The organism is Bacillus sp. OTU530, from assembly GCF_038440375.1.
In genome coordinates, this window is record NZ_JASATP010000015.1 from 45,722 (window position 1) to 65,098 (window position 19,377).

General features: G+C 42.7%; 15 protein-coding genes. 12 read left to right on the forward strand and 3 right to left on the reverse strand.

The features are described from left to right. Nucleotides 1-22: 22 nt before the first annotated feature. A complete protein-coding gene (locus tag AAHB12_RS13150; protein WP_342045611.1) occupies nt 23-2,917 on the reverse strand; it encodes a 2-oxoglutarate dehydrogenase E1 component in 2,895 nt (964 codons plus the stop codon). Between the two features lie 1,006 nt (nt 2,918-3,923). Here AAHB12_RS13150 and AAHB12_RS13155 point away from each other — a divergent pair. The 6 genes from AAHB12_RS13155 (at nt 3,924) to AAHB12_RS13180 (ending at nt 10,300) form a co-directional block, all read left to right on the forward strand. Then, nucleotides 3,924-4,628, forward strand: a complete 705-nt coding sequence (locus AAHB12_RS13155) for a FadR/GntR family transcriptional regulator (RefSeq protein ID WP_342045612.1) — start codon at nt 3,924-3,926, stop codon at nt 4,626-4,628. A gap of 38 nt (nt 4,629-4,666) precedes the next feature. After that, nucleotides 4,667-5,875 carry a CaiB/BaiF CoA transferase family protein gene (locus AAHB12_RS13160; RefSeq protein ID WP_129732077.1) on the forward strand — a complete coding sequence of 403 codons (1,209 nt, stop codon included), beginning with the start codon at nt 4,667-4,669 and terminating at the stop codon, nt 5,873-5,875. Between the two features lies 1 nt (nt 5,876). Continuing rightward, nucleotides 5,877-6,836 carry a hydroxymethylglutaryl-CoA lyase gene (locus AAHB12_RS13165; RefSeq protein ID WP_342045613.1) on the forward strand — a complete coding sequence of 320 codons (960 nt, stop codon included), beginning with the start codon at nt 5,877-5,879 and terminating at the stop codon, nt 6,834-6,836. Nucleotides 6,837-7,357: 521 nt separating this feature from the next. After that, entirely contained in the window at nt 7,358-8,122 is a 765-nt protein-coding gene (locus AAHB12_RS13170; RefSeq protein ID WP_342045614.1) for an IclR family transcriptional regulator, read from the forward strand. A 142-nt stretch (nt 8,123-8,264) separates the two neighbouring features. Further along, nucleotides 8,265-9,026, forward strand: a complete 762-nt coding sequence (gene aroD, locus AAHB12_RS13175; protein WP_342045615.1) for a type I 3-dehydroquinate dehydratase — start codon at nt 8,265-8,267, stop codon at nt 9,024-9,026. 854 nt (nt 9,027-9,880) lie between these two features. Continuing rightward, the gene (locus AAHB12_RS13180) at nt 9,881-10,300 is read left to right on the forward strand and encodes a hypothetical protein (protein ID WP_342045616.1); all 420 of its coding nucleotides are present in this window, start codon (nt 9,881-9,883) and stop codon (nt 10,298-10,300) included. On the opposite strand, the gene AAHB12_RS13185 is transcribed toward AAHB12_RS13180, so the two are convergent. Both AAHB12_RS13185 and AAHB12_RS13190 read right to left on the reverse strand, forming a co-directional pair. Continuing rightward, nucleotides 10,246-11,061 carry a polysaccharide deacetylase family protein gene (locus AAHB12_RS13185; RefSeq protein ID WP_342045617.1) on the reverse strand — a complete coding sequence of 272 codons (816 nt, stop codon included), beginning with the start codon at nt 11,059-11,061 and terminating at the stop codon, nt 10,246-10,248. The genes AAHB12_RS13180 and AAHB12_RS13185 overlap by 55 nt on opposite strands. A 248-nt stretch (nt 11,062-11,309) precedes the next feature. Further along, a complete protein-coding gene (locus AAHB12_RS13190) occupies nt 11,310-12,389 on the reverse strand; it encodes a glycosyltransferase family 4 protein (protein WP_129729949.1) in 1,080 nt (359 codons plus the stop codon). A gap of 350 nt (nt 12,390-12,739) precedes the next feature. Here AAHB12_RS13190 and galU point away from each other — a divergent pair, with 350 nt between their 5' ends. The 6 genes from galU to AAHB12_RS13220 all read left to right on the forward strand — a co-directional run bounded on the left by galU (nt 12,740) and on the right by AAHB12_RS13220 (nt 19,275). Beyond that, nucleotides 12,740-13,633: a UTP--glucose-1-phosphate uridylyltransferase GalU gene (gene galU, locus AAHB12_RS13195; RefSeq protein WP_129729951.1), complete on the forward strand. Its 894-nt coding sequence runs from the start codon at nt 12,740-12,742 to the stop codon at nt 13,631-13,633. A gap of 143 nt (nt 13,634-13,776) precedes the next feature. After that, the gene (gene galE / locus AAHB12_RS13200; protein ID WP_129729953.1) at nt 13,777-14,763 is read left to right on the forward strand and encodes a UDP-glucose 4-epimerase GalE; all 987 of its coding nucleotides are present in this window, start codon (nt 13,777-13,779) and stop codon (nt 14,761-14,763) included. 149 nt (nt 14,764-14,912) lie between these two features. Further along, a complete protein-coding gene (locus AAHB12_RS13205; protein ID WP_342045618.1) occupies nt 14,913-15,575 on the forward strand; it encodes a hypothetical protein in 663 nt (220 codons plus the stop codon). Nucleotides 15,576-15,595: 20 nt separating this feature from the next. After that, nucleotides 15,596-16,243 (forward strand): PspA/IM30 family protein, encoded by a 648-nt coding sequence (locus AAHB12_RS13210; RefSeq protein WP_342045619.1) that lies wholly within the window; start codon nt 15,596-15,598, stop codon nt 16,241-16,243. Between the two features lie 434 nt (nt 16,244-16,677). After that, entirely contained in the window at nt 16,678-17,994 is a 1,317-nt protein-coding gene (locus tag AAHB12_RS13215; RefSeq protein ID WP_342045620.1) for a UDP-glucose dehydrogenase family protein, read from the forward strand. A gap of 213 nt (nt 17,995-18,207) precedes the next feature. Continuing rightward, complete coding sequence (locus AAHB12_RS13220; protein WP_129729957.1) at nt 18,208-19,275, forward strand: MraY family glycosyltransferase; 1,068 nt, start codon at nt 18,208-18,210, stop codon at nt 19,273-19,275. Nucleotides 19,276-19,377 lie beyond the last annotated feature (102 nt).

The following is a 19,377-nucleotide window of genomic DNA, read 5'->3' on the forward strand; positions in this document are numbered from 1 at the left end:
AGCGTTTCGCTGATTGCCATTGTCAGCTTGTCACTAACACTTTTTCTTGCTTCTGACTATCTGCTGGATCTTCAATTCTCAATGCTTGCTGGACAATCCGTTCTTGTTCTTTTTTATGAACAGCTGGGTCACCGCCTGAAGGGCTTGAACGTTCCGGCCGTCCAATATAGTCCACCTTTAGGCTTCCGGAAGCTAGTTCCAGGAGAAGTGGAGCGATATAGTGCCATGCTCCCATATTTTTCGGCTCTTCCTGCACCCAAATCATCTCTTCTAGATTAGGATAACGTTGCATAATAGCCTCTACCTTTTGCTTCGGAAATGGATATAACTGTTCGATCCGAACGATGTGTATCTCATCCAAATTTCGATTTTCCTTACCCGATTCGATCTCCGTTGCCAAATCGATGGCCATTTTTCCTGTTGTTAATACTAAACGCTTTACTTTGTCGACCTTTCCGCCAAGCTGTGGCTGTTCCACTGCTGTTTGGAAATGTCCTTCGCTAAGCTCTGTGCCAACAGAAGCGGTCAGTGGATGACGCAACAGACTTTTTGGTGTCATGATGACTAGCGGCCGCACATACTCTGTTCCTAAAATTGACGCCTGACGACGTAAAATATGAAAATATTGGGCCGCACTCGTTAAGTTCGCGACTGTCCAGTTATTTTCAGCTGCCAGCTGTAAAAAGCGTTCTGGACGGGCGCTTGAGTGTTCTGGACCTTGTCCTTCATAACCGTGAGGCAATAGGAGAACAAGGCCTGATTTTTGACCCCATTTCGCTCTTGCCGCTGAAACAAATTGGTCAAAGAGCGCTTGGGCGGTATTGGCAAAATCACCATACTGCGCTTCCCACATCACGAGTGTTTCAGGAGCGAAGACATTATAACCGTATTCAAAGCCAACAACAGCTGCTTCTGACAGCGGACTATTATGAACCGCAAATGAAGCGCGGGCTTGCGGCAGACGGTGCAATGGTGAAAAGGTCTCATTCGTCTCGGTGTCATGCAAGACAATGTGACGTTGCGCAAATGTTCCACGTTCCGAATCTTGACCGGTTAGGCGAATTGGTGTGCCTTCTTTTAGCATTGTCGCGAATGCCAAGGCTTCCGCTACTGCCCATTCCACTTTGCCATTTTCCGCTAACGCGGTTTCACGGCGCTCAAGAATGCGCTTTAATTTTGGATAAACATTAAATCCTTCTGGCCACTTCAGCAATTCACGATTTAACTCACGAAGAGTATCGAGCGGCACGCCCGTTTCTATACTTGGAATTCCATTGGCAATAATTTCTGGTACCTTTACTTCAGCGGTTGTAGCCTGCTTTTTCTCTGCAACCTTGTCGTACTCAGCCTGCAATATTTCTTGCACGCTGCGCTGAATTTGTGCTACGTCTTCCTCGCTGAGAATGCCCTTTGTTTGTAATTGATCGGCATACAAGGCCCGGACAGTTGGATGCTTTACGATTTTCTTGTACACCTGTGGCTGCGTAACCGCTGGATCATCCATCTCATTGTGGCCAAAGCGTCGATAGCCTACTAAGTCAATCAAAAAATCCTTTTTAAAACGGACACGATATTGGTACGCAAGATAGGCAGCAGCCAGGCATGCTTCTGGATCATCTGCATTCACATGCACAATCGGAATTTCAAATCCCTTTGCCAGATCACTCGCATATCTCGTAGAACGGGAATCGTGGCTATCTGTCGTAAAGCCGACCATGTTGTTCACAATGATATGGATCGTTCCTCCGGTTTGATAGCCTTTTAATTTGCTCAAATTCAAGGTTTCCGCTACAATTCCCTGGCCAGGAAAGGCAGCGTCACCATGGATTAAAATAGAGAACGCTTTCATAATATCCTGTTCAGGGCAACCGGCTTTATGTCGTTCCTCCTGGGCTGCTCTTGCAAATCCTTCGACCACCGGATCGACAAATTCAAGATGGCTCGGATTATTGGCTAAGGTAATCCGGGTGCGAATCGCAGAGGAACCGTCGATCAATCGGTCGCGCCCTAAGTGATATTTCACATCTCCTGTCCAGCCCTCACTGATGTTAACAGGCTTGCCGGATGGATCTTGTTGTTTGGTGGAAGCGTGTTGAAATTCAGAGAAAATCTTACTGTATGGTTTTTCTAACACATGTGCCAGCACACTTAAGCGTCCCCGGTGGGCCATGCCAATCAACACATTGTGTACTCCAGCTTCGACTCCTTCACGAATCATTTCATCAAGCATTGGTACAAGCATGTCGACTCCTTCAATGGAAAATCGCTTCTGACCGACAAAGGTTTTATGTAAAAACTGTTCAAACCCTTCGACCTCTGTCAGCTGCTTCAGCAGATTGCTTCGTTCTGCTTTTGATAGTGCCCGACTTAAAGAGCCATTTTCTACTATCTGATGTAACCATGTTCGTTCTTCTATATGATGGACGTGGGCGAACTCATAAGCTAAAGAGCCCATGTACATTTCTTGTAACTGGTTTAGCGCATCGAATGCGGTTTGAATGTTCTCTGGTGCGTCCTTCCATACCAATTTAGCAGGAATTGTTTGCAAATCATCCTTGCTTAAACCATATTTTTCGGGAATTAGCAAAGAGTGATTAATATCCTGTTTCTCGAGCGGATTCATGTGAGCTGATAAATGTCCGTATGAGCGAATGTCATCAAGCAGCTTTACTGTTTTTATTATTTTTTCCGTATCTGCTGCATTGCTAAGCACAGAAGCTGAGCTTTCGATGTTTTCTTGGAATGGGCTTGCTTCAAAGGATAAAGGAGAGCCCCACTTTACAAAAAGCTCCGTTAATTCCGGATCAACGGAGTCGGTCCCATTTACGTATTGCTCGTATTGCTCGATCACATAGCCAAGATTAGGGCCATGAAACTTTGCCCATGGATTGTTCTTATTTACTTTCTCAATCGCCATTTGGCCATACCTCCTCATAATATTCGGTATTTTTTTTTGCTATCGCTTTTGCAGAACTTATAAGATACCCATCACGTTTAAAAAGATTTTTGGACTACTGGTTAGCCCAATTGATTTCATGTTGATATTATCAGAATATTAGATGAAAATCAAAGGTTTTTTTACACTTTAAGAAAAGTATCAATTTCTGGCTAGAAGACAGTCGACGTAGTGAGAAATGTTAGGAATCAAGTATAAATGCAACTAGCCCCTGTCTTCGCCCAGGGGCAGGGCTCGTCAATCGGCAAGTTTTCTTTACACTGTAGGAAAACATAAATTTCCAGCTAGAAATGAATTCGATGTAGTCGGAAATGTTAGGAATACAGTGTAAGTGCAACTACGCCTCTGTCTTCGCCCAGGGGCAGGGCTCACCAATCGGCAAGTTTTCTTTACACTGTAGGAAAATATAAATTTCCAGCTAGAAGTGAGTTCGATGTAGTCGGAAATGTTAGGAATACAGTGTAAGTGCAACTACGCCTCTGTCTTCGCCCAAGGGCAGGGCTCGCTAATCAGCGAGTTTTCTTTACACTGTAGGAAAAATAAATTTCCAGCTAGAAGTGAGTTCGATGTAGTCGGAAATGCTAGGAATACAGTGTAAGTGCAACTACGCCTCTGTCTTCGCCCAAGGGCAGGGCTCGCCAATCAGCGAGTTTTCTTTACACTGTAGAAAAATATAAATTTCCAGCTAGAAGTGAATTCGACATAGTCGGAAATGTTAGGAATACAGTGTAAGTGCAACTACGCCTCTGTCTTCGCCCAAGGGCAGGGCTCGCCAATCAGCGAGTTTTCTTTAAAAATATTAGACTTCTCTTTTTCGTTTCTCTCGATATGTTAAAGCAGGTATAAGCAAAATTCATTTAGTAAAAAAGTAAATAAATATCTTGACGGTTCAGATTTATCTGACTATACTTCAAATTAACCGGACTAACCAATAGTCCAATAGACCAGTTGGGTAGGAGGTCTGCTTATGAATAGTGAAATGTTTTTAGGCGTACGTAACGAAAGAATATACGAAAAAATAGTGGTGCAAATTAGACAATTAATAGAGGGCGGGAAGTTAAAACCAGGTGATCGTTTACCAGGTGAGCGTGAGCTGGCCCAAACTTTAGGATGCAGCCGCACCTCATTACGGGAAGCATGCCGAGTGTTAGAGGCAGAAGGGCTCATCGTTTCAAAGCCTGGAGGAGGAAGATTTATTCAGCAGGCCGACCAGAATATGACGTTGGAGTATCGTTTTAATACAGTAGACATGCTTGAAAAGACGGCCATCATTTACTTTTTGGAGGCAAGAGAGACGCTTGAACCAAAAATTGCAGAATTAGCCAGTCAAAGAGCTACCGAAGAAAACATCGAAAAGATGGAACAGGTCTTATTGAAAATGGAAGAAAAACTAAAACAACCCGATGAAATGGTTGAAGCAGACAGCAGTTTTCATTTAGCTTTAGCGGAAGCTACGCAAAACTTTGTGTTTGTCTCGATGATGGAAACGAAATTAAATATGAGCCGCCAGGTTCGAAAGCAAACGTTACGTTCACAAGAACGTTACCTTCAATCTTTAGCAGAGCATCGAGCTATTTTAGCGGCAGTAAAAGATCGTAATGCTTCAGAGGCTGTTAAAGCTACTCTTATTCACCTTCAACATATTCGGGATCATGTCTTGAGGAATTATTAAAAAAAAGAAGAGAACTAGTTTTATAGGAGGGGAAAACAATGTTTAAACAAAATTACGGACCTTTAACAGGTGTTCAAATCTTAGATATCTCAACAATGATCGCTGCTCCTTTCGGGGCAACCTTATTAGCAGATTTAGGAGCGGAAGTGACCAAGGTGGAGCTGCCTGGAAAAGGGGACACACTCCGGACGGTCGGACCATGGAAGGGAACAGAGCCTTTGAGATGGCCGGGGTTAGCGCGCAATAAGAAGTCGGTTACGTTAGATATTCGTACAGATGAGGGGCGAGAAATCTTTAAAAAATTAATTAGTCAGGTAGACCTTCTTATTGAGAATTTTCGTCCAGGTACATTAGAAAAGTGGAATTTAGGCTATGAAGAGCTGAAAAAAGTCAATCCTCGCTTGATTATGGTGCGTGTTTCCGGATACGGACAAACAGGCCCATATCGAGAAAAAGCCGGCTTCGGGACTCCGGGCACGGCATTTAGCGGACATACAGCAATCCAGGGCTATCCTGATCGCCCTCCTGTTAGTCCTTCATACTCTCTGCTTGACTATATTACAGGTGTATATGCGGCGTTCGCTGCTGTAAGCGCTCTCTATAACCGTGAGGCAAATGGCGAATCAGAAGGACAAGTAGTGGAAATGGGTCTGTATGAATCCCTCTTCCGTATGCTAGAGTTCCTAGTTGCTGAGTATGACCAAAATGGCAAGGTGAGAGAAAGAAGTCCAGGCTTAGCAGGCCATTCAAGTCCAGCTGGCACATATGAGACGAAGGATGGCAAGTTTGTTGTTCTTGTTTGCAGTACAGATTCCACCTTTAACCGCTTGGCAGAAGCGATGGAACGAACAGATATGCTGACAGATCCTCGTTATCACACGAATTCTGAACGTTTAAAGAATGACCATGAGGTGCAGGAAATCGTAATCAATTGGATTCGTCAATATACACAAAAGGAACTACAGGAGAAATTAGACTTATTCGGTGTGCCAGTCAGCCCGATTTACACAATTGAAGATATTTTTAACGATCCTCATTACCAGGCGAGGGAAAACATCGTCGAGGTGGAACATCCGCGTTTAGGAACCATTAAAGTGCCTGGGGTTGTTCCGAAGTTTTCGAGCACGCCAGGAGCTATTCGCCACCGCGCGCCGGAATTAGGGGAGCATAATGAAGAAATTTTAGGCGGAAAACTGGGGTTATCGGCAGAAGAATTGGCTGTACTGAAAGAGAAGGGGGTTATTTAAGATGAGTAGATTACAGGAGATGGTACTGCCTCCTAAGGTTACAATTTGTGAGGTCGCGCCACGTGATGGGTTTCAAGCGGAAATGGAATGGATTCCGACGGAGCAAAAAATTCGAATTATCCGCGAATTAGCAAAAACAGGCATTCAATCGATGGAAATTACATCCTTTGTGCATCCAAGGGCAATCCCGCAATTAAAGGATGCCGAAGAAGTTGTTAAAAGCGTTCAAGATTTAACCAATATTAAATTCCGTGCACTAGTCCCTAACGTGAAAGGTACACAGCGTGCCATTGATGCAGGGATTAAGAAGCTAAAGCTCATGCTTTCTGCAACAGATTCTCATAGTTTATCCAATGCAAACTGCCTCGTGGAGGAAGCGCAAAATGGCTTTTATCCAATTATTGAACTGGCAGAAAAGCATGGAGTTAAAGTCGGCGGTTCAATTTCTGTAGCTTTTGGCTGTCCGTACGAGGGGAAGGTACCAGTGGAGCGGATCGCTGCCATCGTTGAACGTTACACTACGATGGGAATCGACGAAATCTCATTGGCTGATACAACGGGAATGGCCAATCCTAAGCAGGTGTACGATATGTTAGGGCAATTAAAAGCAGGTTTTCCAAGCATGACGTTTTCTATGCATCTGCATAATACAAGAGGAATGGCCCTTGCAAATGTTATAGCAGCCTTGCAGCAAGGAGTTGTCCACTTTGACAGTTCAATTGCTGGATTGGGCGGCTGTCCATATGCACCTAATGCAACTGGAAACATTGCCACAGAAGACGTTGTTCATGCATTAGAAGAGATGGGAGTTGGGACAGGGATTGATCTCACGGCTCTTATTGACGTAGCAAAGGACGTAAAGCAAACTATTGGCCATGACGGGGGAAGCTATATGCTTCAAGCTGGTCCATGTTCACAACTGCATGCTAAACCAAAGGTTCAAGAGAAGCTAGGAAGTTAAATAGATTGGGATAATAGAACATATCTATCTCTGACAATAGATTTAGAAGGAAATATGAGTGCCTCTTATTTCAGTGCATTATGAGATCCCAAGCAGCCAAGGATTTTTTTAGCCTTGGCTGTTTGGTATCATTTTTTACACTGGAGGAAAATATAGATTTTCAAATGGAAGACTATTCGACGAGTTTTTTTCTTAATTTAACCACTTTAACCCTCGATTGTTAAATCGTATCCTGCAAATTTGGCACTATAACTCCCGAAATTCCTTATGACCCCTTCATGAATCTATCTAAATATTTATCTATAACAACAATATACGTCTTACATAGACCATAGCATCGAAAAATTAAATAAGTTCCGTAACGCAATTTGAACTTATGATTGTTTTCCTGATAAGAGAGGATGACACCTAAAAAGCTTGATTGCAAAGTAAATTCAGTGTAGGATGTAAATGAATTCCATCCAGTGGAATCTATTTTGATCAATAAACCATTTTATTAACTATAAAAGGATGATGAAAAGATGCCGGCTGAAAAAGAAAATGGAGGGCAAGGAATACGAACCGTTCAAAGAGCATTGGATATTCTGGCTTGCTTTAGTGAAGCGCAATCTGAATTAAATCTTACGCAAATTTCGGAAAAGATAGGATTAGCTAAATCTACAACAACTAGGCTTTTGGCAACCTTAGAGCAGAACGGGTATGTAGAAAAGAATTTATCAACGCTTAAATATAAGCTCGGTAAAACCATTTATTATTTGGGCCATATAGCTGGTAAATCCATTGAGTTAAAAACTGTTGCAAAGCCTATTATGGATCAATTACGGGATGAAACAAAGGAAACCATTAACTTACACATTTTGGATGGTACTCATAGAGTCTGTATTGAGCAATCTCTAGGACTTAATACTATCAGTCATAGCATAAAAATTGGAGCAAAGCACCCTTTATGGGCGGGGGCTGGAGGAAAAGCAATTCTTGCTTTTCAGGATGACGAATTTATCAAAACGGTTTTAGAAACTGCAGTCAATCCGAGAGCAGAGTTAATAAATGAATTGAACGAAATAAAAACAACATACTCCTGTAGTAGTATTGATGAAGAAGAAATTGGATCTTCCGCTGTTTCAGCACCGATTTTTAATCTAGATGGAGTGGTCAAGGCGTCCCTATCAATTTCGGGACCAACGAGTAGATTTTCTCAAGAAAACATAGAAAATTACCAAAAAATTGTTAAAGATGCGGCTATTTTAATATCTTCCAAAATGGGTTACTTTCACGAAGAAAGCTGACCGCGGGACTATTCCGATAAGCTTTGTTGCGTACTAAGAAGAGGTGGATAAATACAGAATACTCTATACATGGTATACGAAGGTATGCCATAATGAAGGTAAAAAATGATGCCAAATGCATCTAGAGCCGTGAGGGAGAATTATGAAGAGCAGATGGTTTAATGAGGAAAAGCTTCCGTATATATGTACGCCGTTGATAGGAAGGAATACAGATGAGCTGATTGGTGAGTTAACAAGTATTGTCTCGAAAAAGCCAGATGTAATTGAATGGCGCGTTGATTTTTATGAAAATATTGCTGATTTTAATGAAGTCCTAGCGGCAGCTCAAGCGATTTATGAAAACAGCGATGGTATTCCAATCTTGTTTACCATTCGTTCTGATCGAGAAGGCGGTGAGTCAATCTCTTTATCAGAAGAGGACAAGGTTGAGCTGATTAGTGAATTATGCAAAAGTCGTTTTATAGCTATGGTTGATTATGAGCTTTCGAATGAACCGAGCAATATTCAGCGTGTTCGTGAGGTTTCTAGAGAGTATGGGAAGGCGCTTGTCATGTCTTACCATAATTTCGGATGTACACCTAAAAAGCCAGAGATTTTAAAGCAAATTCTTTTGGCGGAGTTTTACGGTGCTGATGTAGCCAAGGCATCTGTTATGCCTGTAGACAAACAGGATGTGCTTACTTTATTAGAGGTAACAAGAGAGGCAGTAGACATGCTAACGATTCCTGTTCTTACGATTTCGATGGGTGCGCTTGGTTCAATGAGCAGAGTGATGGGCTGGATGTACGGATCGGTGATGACCTTTGCGGTTGGCGCGAACAGCTCGGCTCCTGGACAGATTCCAATTGAGGACCTGCGAAGCATGATTGGAATGGCGAAGCGGTTTGCGGGAGTAAAGGAATAAGATAAAACATATTAAGAGAAAGCATGAAGCAGTAGAACGGTAATGATAAACTGCTGTAATAAAAGCCGGATGTCTCAGGACATCCGGCTTTTGCGTTGAGTCTGTTTTTTTATTGATTTTCCACACTTTCAGAAAGTATAAATTTCTAACTGGATGCCAATTCGACATAGTGAGAAATTTTAGGAATAAAGTATAAGTGCAACTACGCTTCTGTCTTCGCCCAAGAGCGGGGCTCGCCAATCGTCGAGTTTTCTTTATTAGAAGACACGACATATTTATGAAGTTTTTAACATGATTGCAGAGATATACAATAGGTGAAAAAATTATATAAAAAAAGAATTCACCCTTTCGGACAAGCGCTCATTTACTATAGTAGGAGGTTACAACAGCTGCAAATAAGCTGCTGGAAGTTCGCAAAAATGATGAAATATGATTTCAAAAGGAGGTGAAGACTGGTTGCAAAACAACACTAAAAGTGGAAGAATTATACAAAAGAATTGATAGCTTGTGGATACAGGATGTATAATACGATTACCGTTTAACTGGAACATCGTGAAGAAGGTTGCGGTTATCTTTACAGAGATAGGTTACACCTATAATAAGGAACAAGAATATCCCTTATTGACTGAGCGAGAGCGGTCCTCTAGTGTGCGAATCCTGTGAGGCACACGTTTCCGAAAGGAGATGCAAAGCTTGTAAGTTCAATGTTGAATTGTAACTTTTAGTAAGTTTTGTGAACCAGGTGAATGGATTGGCATATTACAAAAAGTACCTCGAGCATTTAATGGTTCCGCTCGGTTACTATGTAGGATGTCTCTCATTACCGTGTTGCCCTAACCCAACTGAGTCTTGCTGTGGTTGTACATGCTGCGGTTGTAAGTCCTATAGTTGTACATGCTGCGGTTGTAAGTCTTATAGCTGTACAGGTTGCAGTTGTAAGTCCTATAGTTGTACAGGTTGCAGTTGTAAGTCCTGTAGTTGTACAGGCTGCAATTGTAAGTCCTGCAATTGTACAGGCTGTTGCGGTTCTTGCAAGTGTAAGCAGTAAGCAGGTCAGGGAGAGAGAAGGGAACGAGAGCGTTCCTGCACAAAAAAGTCGATTATTGAATCGACTTTTTTGTGTTTTTCGCAAAATCAGAAAGTATAACCTTTCGAGCCTTGTCCGCTTTTCTTACACTTTAAGACAGTATATTTTCTTTATGTTTTTCGCCCGAAGAGCTCAAAAACGTGCATCACTCCAGAAGTTTACCTCGACATGGTGGTCCGGACTGTAAGGAAGCAGCTCATAGCCGCTGTTGCGCAGGAAAGCGATAATGTTAGGCAATGCTTTGACGGTTACAGCAGAGTCATGCATTAGAATAACTTCTACATTATGTCTGCTTTGATTCATTACATTTTTCACTAAGGAAGAGGCAGTTTGTGTTTGCTTCCAATCATCTGTGTCAACAGTCCAATCCCATAGCTTGAAATGGGAGTTGGCAAGAGCATCTCGATAGGGCTGTTTTAAATAGGGCTTGCTTCCGTATGGCACGCGGACTAAATGTGTTTGTACGCCAGTGACAGACGCAACAATGTTTTTTGCTTGCTCCATCTCTGTTAGTAAAATTGCAGGATCGCTATTGTATAATTTTCCAGCGTTGTGTGACATGCTATGTAGACCGAGATAGTGACCATGCTGCAGAATGAGGCGCATGGTTTGTGGGTAGCGGGATACTTGACTGCCGATGACAAAGAAGGTTGCTTTTGCTTTTTCCTTTTTTAATATACTTAAAATGTGGGGTGTGTATTTGTTTGGTCCGTCATCAAAGGTCAGGTAGGCAACTTTTTTAGGATAATGAATTTCGACGTTAACGCATTCCTTTACGAAGCGAGATTGCTCTGGTGAGAGTGGTTTAGGCGATAAGCTTGATTGTCGCTCTCGGTGTGTATGAACAGGTGAAGCAAACGGAAAAGCCCTAGCAGATGGCGAAAAGCAGAAAAGCGAGATGACTATGCTCACACAAAGAAAGTAAATGAGCAGAAGCTGTTTTCTCATATTGTTCATCACCTTGCATATGATGGAGTTATATTATTAGTGTGTTCGAATAGATTCTGCCTAAACCGAGCAGATTATGGAAATCAGAAAAACGGAATCGAGCTATTCTGCTTATAAAGGAGACAGTTTTTCACACTGCAGGAAGGTATAAATTTCCAGATAGGAGTCTTTATACGAAAAGGGCTTTACGGCAGCAGGCTGATGGGCTATAACAGCAAAAAAACGCCATTCCCAAAAGGGAATGACGTTTACATATCCTGATAGCGAGATTGCTGACGTGTCTTTACCTTCTTAAAGAACGATAAAATCGGTCTATATCGCTCGTGCACAATTCCAATAATTTCTGCTACAATCTCCATGAGTAAAATCAAGCCGAAGATAATGATGATAGATACCCATACAGTTGCGCTTTTAAATAAGACAGCGATTAAGCTGAAGAAAATCCCAAATGTGTAAATGAGTAAAACCGTTGTACGATGGGAAAATCCCATTGCTAGTAAACGATGATGCAAATGTGATTTATCTGGCGCAGAAATCGGCTTTTTGTTGACAATTCTGCGAATAATAGCAAATGTAGTATCAAAAATTGGTACACCCAAGATGATAATCGGAACGATGAAGCTAAACATCGTTACACTTTTGTATAAGCCCAGCAATGAAAGAATCGCAATGCAGTATCCTAGAAATAATGCACCGGTATCCCCCATGAAAATTTTTGCTGGATGGAAGTTATAGAACAAAAATCCTAGTGTACTTGCCAATGCAATAATGGCAAGAGTGGCAATCAGCAATCTGCCTTCTAAAAATCCCATGGTAGCGATTGTTGCTAAGGCGATGGAAGAGATGCCTCCGGATAAGCCGTCTAGTCCGTCAATGAGATTAATAGCGTTTGTGATAGCAACAATCCAAATTACTGTAACTGGATATGCCCATACGCCAAGCTCATATTTGTCAAGAAGCGGAATGGTAAGATGGTCAATGGTAAGTCCGCTTTTCACAATGAGAAGGGCAGCGGCAATTTGACCAATCAGTTTAACCTTTGCTGATAATTCATGTACGTCATCTAAAATTCCGATGCCAACAATAATGAGGGCGCCGACGATGATCGTTGTCATTTGTTGGTGATACAATCCGCTTGCAAAATATCCTGCTGCAACCCCGATAAAAATCGCTAATCCTCCAAGGCGAGGCATAATTCGCTGATGTACTTTGCGGGCATTCGGCTTATCGATGGCACCGATCTTAAAAGCCAGCTTCATAACAACAGGGGTCGCGATCACTGCTGTGATCAGGGATATTACAAACGCAAAAATAATTTGCGAGTTCACTCATACCCCACCCTTAAGTATAGTTTTAAAATGGTTTTCACAAAACTATTTATAGGCTATTAATATATACGTTCCTCAACTCATAACATATCGTATCATAAAAAATCTAGAATTCAATCTTTTTTTATTATGAATTTTATTACCTTCTTGTAACAATGTAAAAAAACAATGTAAACATAGATATAGGTTGTTTTTTTAAAATCAGGAAATTTTTATATGGTAAACTGCCTGGAGTTTCAGCAACTGCAGGTATGAAAAGACTGAATATGGTATAATTATCATGAAATGGAATATTTACAATCCTTGGAGTTGAATAGATTTATATAGATCGTGAATAGGAGGGAATATGTTTGAAAAAAATTCGTAAAGCTATTATCCCAGCAGCTGGTCTTGGTACACGCTTTTTGCCTGCAACAAAGGCAATGCCAAAGGAAATGCTTCCGATTGTTGAAAAGCCGACTATTCAGTATATTGTGGAGGAAGCAATTGATTCAGGTATTGAGGATATTATTATCGTAACCGGAAAAGGGAAACGGGCAATTGAAGATCATTTCGATCATGCATTTGAGCTAGAGCAAAATCTGTTGGAGAAGGAAAAGTATGATTTGCTAGAAAAGGTGCAGGCATCCTCCAGAATGGCGAATATCCACTATATCCGCCAAAAGGAGCCAAAGGGGCTCGGGCATGCGGTTTGGTGTGCGCGTAACTTCGTCGGTGACGAGCCATTTGCGATTTTGCTCGGCGATGACATTGTACAATCGGAGACGCCCTGCTTGCGACAGCTGATGGATGAATACGAGCGAACATTTTCCTCTGTGATTGGCGTCATGCAGGTGGATGAAGAGGAAACGCATCGTTATGGTGTTATTGATCCGGTTGAGCAAACAGGCCGCCGCTATCAGGTTCGTAAATTTGTTGAAAAGCCAAGTCCAGGAACTGCGCCTTCGAGTTTGGCGATTATCGGGCGCTATATTTTAACACCGGAAATCTTCTTGTTTCTGGAGCGTCAGCAAATTGGCACTGGCGGCGAGATTCAATTAACAGATGCGATTGAAAGCTTAAATGGTATTCAGCGCGTATTTGCCTATGAGTTCGAAGGAAGACGCTATGATGTTGGGGAGAAGCTTGGCTTCGTAGAAACGACTCTCGAATTTGCTTTGCAAAATGAAGAGTTGCGACGCCCGCTCCTAGACTTTATGAAGCATAAGCTGAAGGAGCATGAGAGATCAAACGAGGTCTTGTAAAAAATGCTTATTTAGGTTGCGCTTTTTGTCGGATACCTATAGCATGGAGTCTAGCTGGCTGATGTTTCAGAAAACATTCAGCTAAGGCACAGAACTTTTTTGTATAATGAATGCTATACAGCATACTACATGGAGGGAACCAGATGATTTTGGTGGTAGGAGGCGCTGGTTATATCGGCAGCCATACAGTAAAGCAGTTATTAGATAAAGGGCATGAGGTTGTTGTGCTTGATAATCTTTCAACAGGGCATTCAGAAAGCATTGATACAAGAGCGGCGTTTGTTGAAGGAGATTTAAGCAGCCCGACAGATTTAGATCGTGTATTTGGAACATATCCTGTTGAAGCGGTAATGCACTTTGCGGCAAGCAGCCTTGTTGGCGAATCGGTCAGCAATCCGTTAAAGTATTATAAAAATAACGTTGCCGCAACACTAACGCTGCTTGAAAAGATGATGGAACATCAAGTGGATAAATTCATTTTTTCTTCTACCGCAGCTACATACGGTATACCTGAAACGAATATGATTGACGAATCAAATCCAACGAATCCGATCAATCCGTACGGTCGTTCCAAGCTTATGATTGAGCAGATTTTGCAAAACTTCTATGATGCGTACGGTATGAAGCATGTGATTCTTCGTTATTTTAATGCGGCAGGTGCGCATGAATCAGGAGAGATTGGTGAAGATCACAGCCCGGAAACCCATTTAATTCCGCTTGTTTTACAGCATTTGCTAGGGAAGCGGGAAACGATTTCTGTCTTCGGAACAGACTATCCTACATCGGATGGAACATGTATCCGCGATTATATCCATGTAACAGACTTGGCAGAAGCACATATTCTAGCGCTGGAAAGTCTGCGCAATGGATCAAAAACAAACGAAATCTATAATTTGGGCAATGGAACAGGCTTCTCTGTCAAGCAAGTCATTGAGGTGTGTGAGAAAGTAACTGACAAGCAAGCCAGCATTGTGTATACAGAGCGTCGCGCTGGGGATCCCGCGCAGCTGGTTGCCTCTTCAGAGAAGATTTATAAAGAGCTTGGTTGGAAGGCAAAGTATTCTCTGGAAAAAATGATTGAAACGGCGTGGAACTGGCACCAAGCTCATCCGGATGGATACGGGCAATAAGCTAGATAAAAGTTCATACTTCCTATTGCTAGGAATTTTCTTTTTTGAGGGACCCACAAATTAGTGGGTCCTTTTTCACTGTATTTTCTCTTTTGCTCATTAGAATGCAAAGTGTAGAGAGGATAGCTTATCAATAAGGAGGTGAAAGAATGAAAAAAGGAAAATGGTTACTCTGGGCGCTTTTTGCGGCTGCAGTTGTGTTTGCGGCTTATGCTATCGTTCGGCAGCTTGGCGGATTGGGCATGCAGGGTGTAGCTGCAAGCTTTCGAGGGATAGCTTCCAATCTTCAAGGTGCAATTCTGAGCATTCAGGGTTTTATCCCTAATGTGCAAGGCTGGCTCTCAAATCTTCAGAGCTTCGTTCCTGATGTACAGGGAGGGCTATTGCATGTGAAGAGCATGATCCCGGATGTACAAGGCTGGTTTGCAAATGTACCGGCAAAAGAGTCGATGCAGCAAATTTTTGATGGTTCCCGCCAGATGAGAGGTCTCGGACATGATGGATATATGTGGCGCTTAAGTATGGACTCCTTCCTTGTACAAGCCAGCCTTTTCATAATCGGCTGGGTGGTCTGGAAGCTGTCAACGGGCAATAAACTCGGCAGATGGCTAGGTGCGCTTTTGATGGTGTGGGGAGCCGCTCTTTTGCTGCCGAAGATCCTGCTTGTTCCGTTTATCCTTACGATCGCGTACTTTACTTACAAAATTGCGAGAAACGGACAAGCTTCAGCCGCGTCTTTTACGGCGGATGCTTCCGGCTTTGGTTCACATACAGCTGATTATTTAGATGAATGGGAAAAACAGAATGGATAAATAAAGGAGTGTTAAATACAATGGGTATTTTTAAACGATTGAAACGTATTGCAATTGCGGATGTTCATGAGGTGCTGGATAAGGCGGAGAATCCAGTAAGTATGTTGAAGCAGTATATCCGTGATCTGGAGGAGCAGCTTGTAAAGGCGCAGCAGGCTTTAGTAGATCAGCTAGCCTTAGAAAAGCAATGTGAGGCCCTTGTCTCCCAAACGCAGGCTGCTGTGGAGAAGCGTCTTCAGCAAGCAAACCTCGCGATCGAGCGCAATGAGGACGAGGTTGCGAAGCTAGCATTGCAGGATAAAATTGTAAATGAACGCAAGCTGTTAGCATATAAGCAGCAATATGAAGCAGTTCAGGCACAAACAGCCGACTTGCAAAGCAAGGTGAAGGCTCTGCAGGAAAAGCATGAGGAATTAAAGCTGAAACAGCACGAATTAGCTTCTCGGGCGCATACGGCACAAGCAGTACAAGCGATTCAAACAACCGTTTCGTCTTTTGGTGCCGACAGTGCGGTACAAGGCTTTTCACGAATGGAGGAACGTATCTGGGCGCTAGAGGCTAAAACAAAGGCAAGCCAAGCCCTTGCCGCACCGTTTCAGCCAAGCGGGAATTCCCTTTTGCAGGCTGAGGCAGAACAAGAATTGGAACGGTTAAAAGCAGCGAAGTAAACAGCTGTTTAATGAAAAAACATTGCTTTCCCCCTATTCCCTATAGAAAATATTAACCCTCTTGTGTAAAGAGGGTTTTTTGCACTGTAAGAAAGGATAAATTTTCAGCTGGAAAAAAATTCGACGTAGTCGGAAATTTTAGGAACACAGTATAAGTAGGGCTACACCTCTGTCTGCGCCCAAAGGCAGGGCTCACCAATCGGCGAGTTTTCTTTATGCTTTAAGGAGATGTCAATTTCGAGAAGGCAATATCGGTGCAGCTCCGCCAGCCAAGGAGTGGATTGTGTAAAGATTAGGTAAAATATCCTCTGTTTTGTTGTACTGGGCTAAGGTTCCTTATACTCTAGAAGGAAAGCGAAACAAGCAACATAGTTGGACGGAGAAAATGTGGTAGAATCCAGTAAAGAAAATAACTTCCTTTAGAGAGGTGTAAGATGCACATTACAGTTGTGGGAACAGGGTATGTTGGTCTTGTGACGGGAGTCGGGCTGGCGACAATCGGACATCGCGTCACCTGTCTGGACATTGATAAGGAGAAGGTGACGCGTCTGCAAAGTGGAGAGGTGCCAATTTACGAACCTGGTCTTGCTGAATTGATGAGGGAGCAAATGGCGCAAGAATTGCTTACGTTTACAACAAATGCGCAGGAGGCGTATGCGAGGGGAAAGGTTGTTTTTATTGCGGTGGGAACGCCGTCAAACCCAGATGGGTCCGCAAATTTAACGTATATTACGCAAGTATGCGCTGAGATTGGAATGTACGCCAGGCAGGATATGATTGTAGTAACAAAAAGCACGGTTCCTGTTGGGACAAATGATTATATAAAGGAAACCATCGAGCGGCATCTATGCTCAGATGTAGCGATTAGTATGGCTTCTAACCCTGAATTTTTGCGGGAGGGCTCAGGTGTGCATGACTTTTTTCAGGGAGATCGTATTGTAATCGGAACAGCTGATGAGCCGACAGCGAGTGTGCTTGAAGAGCTGTTCAAACCGCTCGCAATTCCTATTTTTAAAACCGATATTCGTAGCGCGGAGATGATTAAATACGCTTCTAATGCGTTCCTGGCAACAAAAATAAGCTTTATTAATGAGATTTCAAATATATGCGAGAAGCTTCATGCCAATATTGAGGATGTAGCAGCCGGGATGGGGCTTGATAAGCGGATTGGAAGTCAGTTTTTGAAGGCGGGCATTGGCTACGGCGGCTCATGTTTTCCAAAGGATACCGATGCGCTTGTCCAAATTGCTGGTAATGTGAAGCATGATTTTCAGCTGCTAAAGGCAGTGATTGAAGTAAACAATAAGCAGCAGACCTCGCTTGTGCAGAAGGCAAAGCAGTTGATGGATCTAAGTGGAAAAAGGATTGCGATGCTTGGGCTGGCATTTAAGCCAAATACAGATGATATGCGGGAAGCACCTTCGCTCGTAATTGCTGATCAGCTGCTTACAGAGGGAGCATATGTTGTTGCATATGACCCACAGGCTAAGGAAAATGCAAAGCTCCTGTTACCTCATATTCAATATGTCGGCAGCATTGATGAGGCAATTTCAGAGGCAGATGCTGTATTTCTTGTGACAGAGTGGGCTGAAATTAAGCAGTATCCGTTAGAGCAATATGTGGAGCTTATGAGGCAGCCTGTCATATTTGATGGCCGAAATTGTTTTGAGCTGGAGAGGGTAAGGCAATATGCGATAGATTATTATTCGATCGGACGTGTACCGGTGCTACGCAGGCAGATTTCGGTGTAATATCGTCCGCTTTGTAATACTGTACTCATTTCATACACATCTAAAAACACCACTGCCAATGGAGCAGCGGTGTTTTTTTCACTTCTGATAGGATAGCGCTAACAATGAGGAGCAGATCCGTGCTTTTTTGATATTATACGTAAAGAGAGGAGCATAATTCAGGACGTTTGAAGAAAAATAACGATACGTATTTTTGTAAAAGTAGGTGTGACGATGCTTTCATTTTCTATATATGCGGAGGCATTTATTCTCTGTTTTCTTATCGCCTTTTTTGCGACTCCTTTCGTGATTTGGCTTTCATGCCGCTTGGGAATCGTAGACAAGCCGAATGAGCGGAAGGTGCATACGCGTGTGATGCCGCGCATAGGGGGATTGGCTATTTTAGCGGGCGCTGTAGCTGGACTGTTGTTTTTGCCGATTTCATTTCCCGGATTTTCCGGTATTTTGTTAGGGTCCATTATTATTATTGCGACGGGGCTGCTTGATGATATATATACGCTTCCCGCCTTATATAAGCTAATTGGACAGATGGCTGCTGCGGTTGTGCCGATTGCATCTGGCATCTCGATTAATAAGTTTATGCTTCCATTTTATGGGGAAATTAATTTGGATGTAACAAGCTATATCATTACATTTCTTTGGATTATTCTTGTTACCAATTCCATCAACCTCATTGATGGTCTCGATGGCTTAGCCGTTGGTGTATCAACAATTGCGCTTACTATTATGCTGTCCATCGCAGTCGCGCAACAGCAGTATTTCCTCATCGGCTATATCGTTATTTTAATGGCAAGCAACCTAGGTTTTCTTGTATTTAATTTTCACCCAGCTAAGATTTTCATGGGGGATGTGGGCTCCCTTTTTTTAGGATATTCCGTCTCGCTTATTTCCATTGTCGGCTTTTTTAAAGGGATTGCTTTAACAAGCGTGCTTGTTCCGATTATTATTTTAGCTATTCCATTGTCAGATACGTTTTTTGCTGTCATTCGGCGCTTGTTAAACCGCCAAAATATTATGGCACCTGACAAGTTTCATCTTCATCATTGCTTGATGAGGCTAGGCTACAGCCACCGCACGAGCGTGTTGATTTTGTACGGAGTGGGCGCTTTGTCAGGCGTGTTCGCCTTCTTTTTTCCGTATGATAATTACCGTTCTGCGGTTGTGCTATTTATTATCTTTTTAGTGCTGGTGGAGCTGTTTGCTGAAATTGTCGGACTTATTGGCAAGCGAAGGCAGCCAATACTGAGCCTATTGCGAAAGCTTGTAATGAAGCAATCTTGAATAGCATTGCTATAGAATGCAGCCTTCTCTGGAGTATGCTGTAATGCCTATTTGAGACAGTACTTGATCGTATATCTCCTCTATAGGAGCAGTAAAAATCAG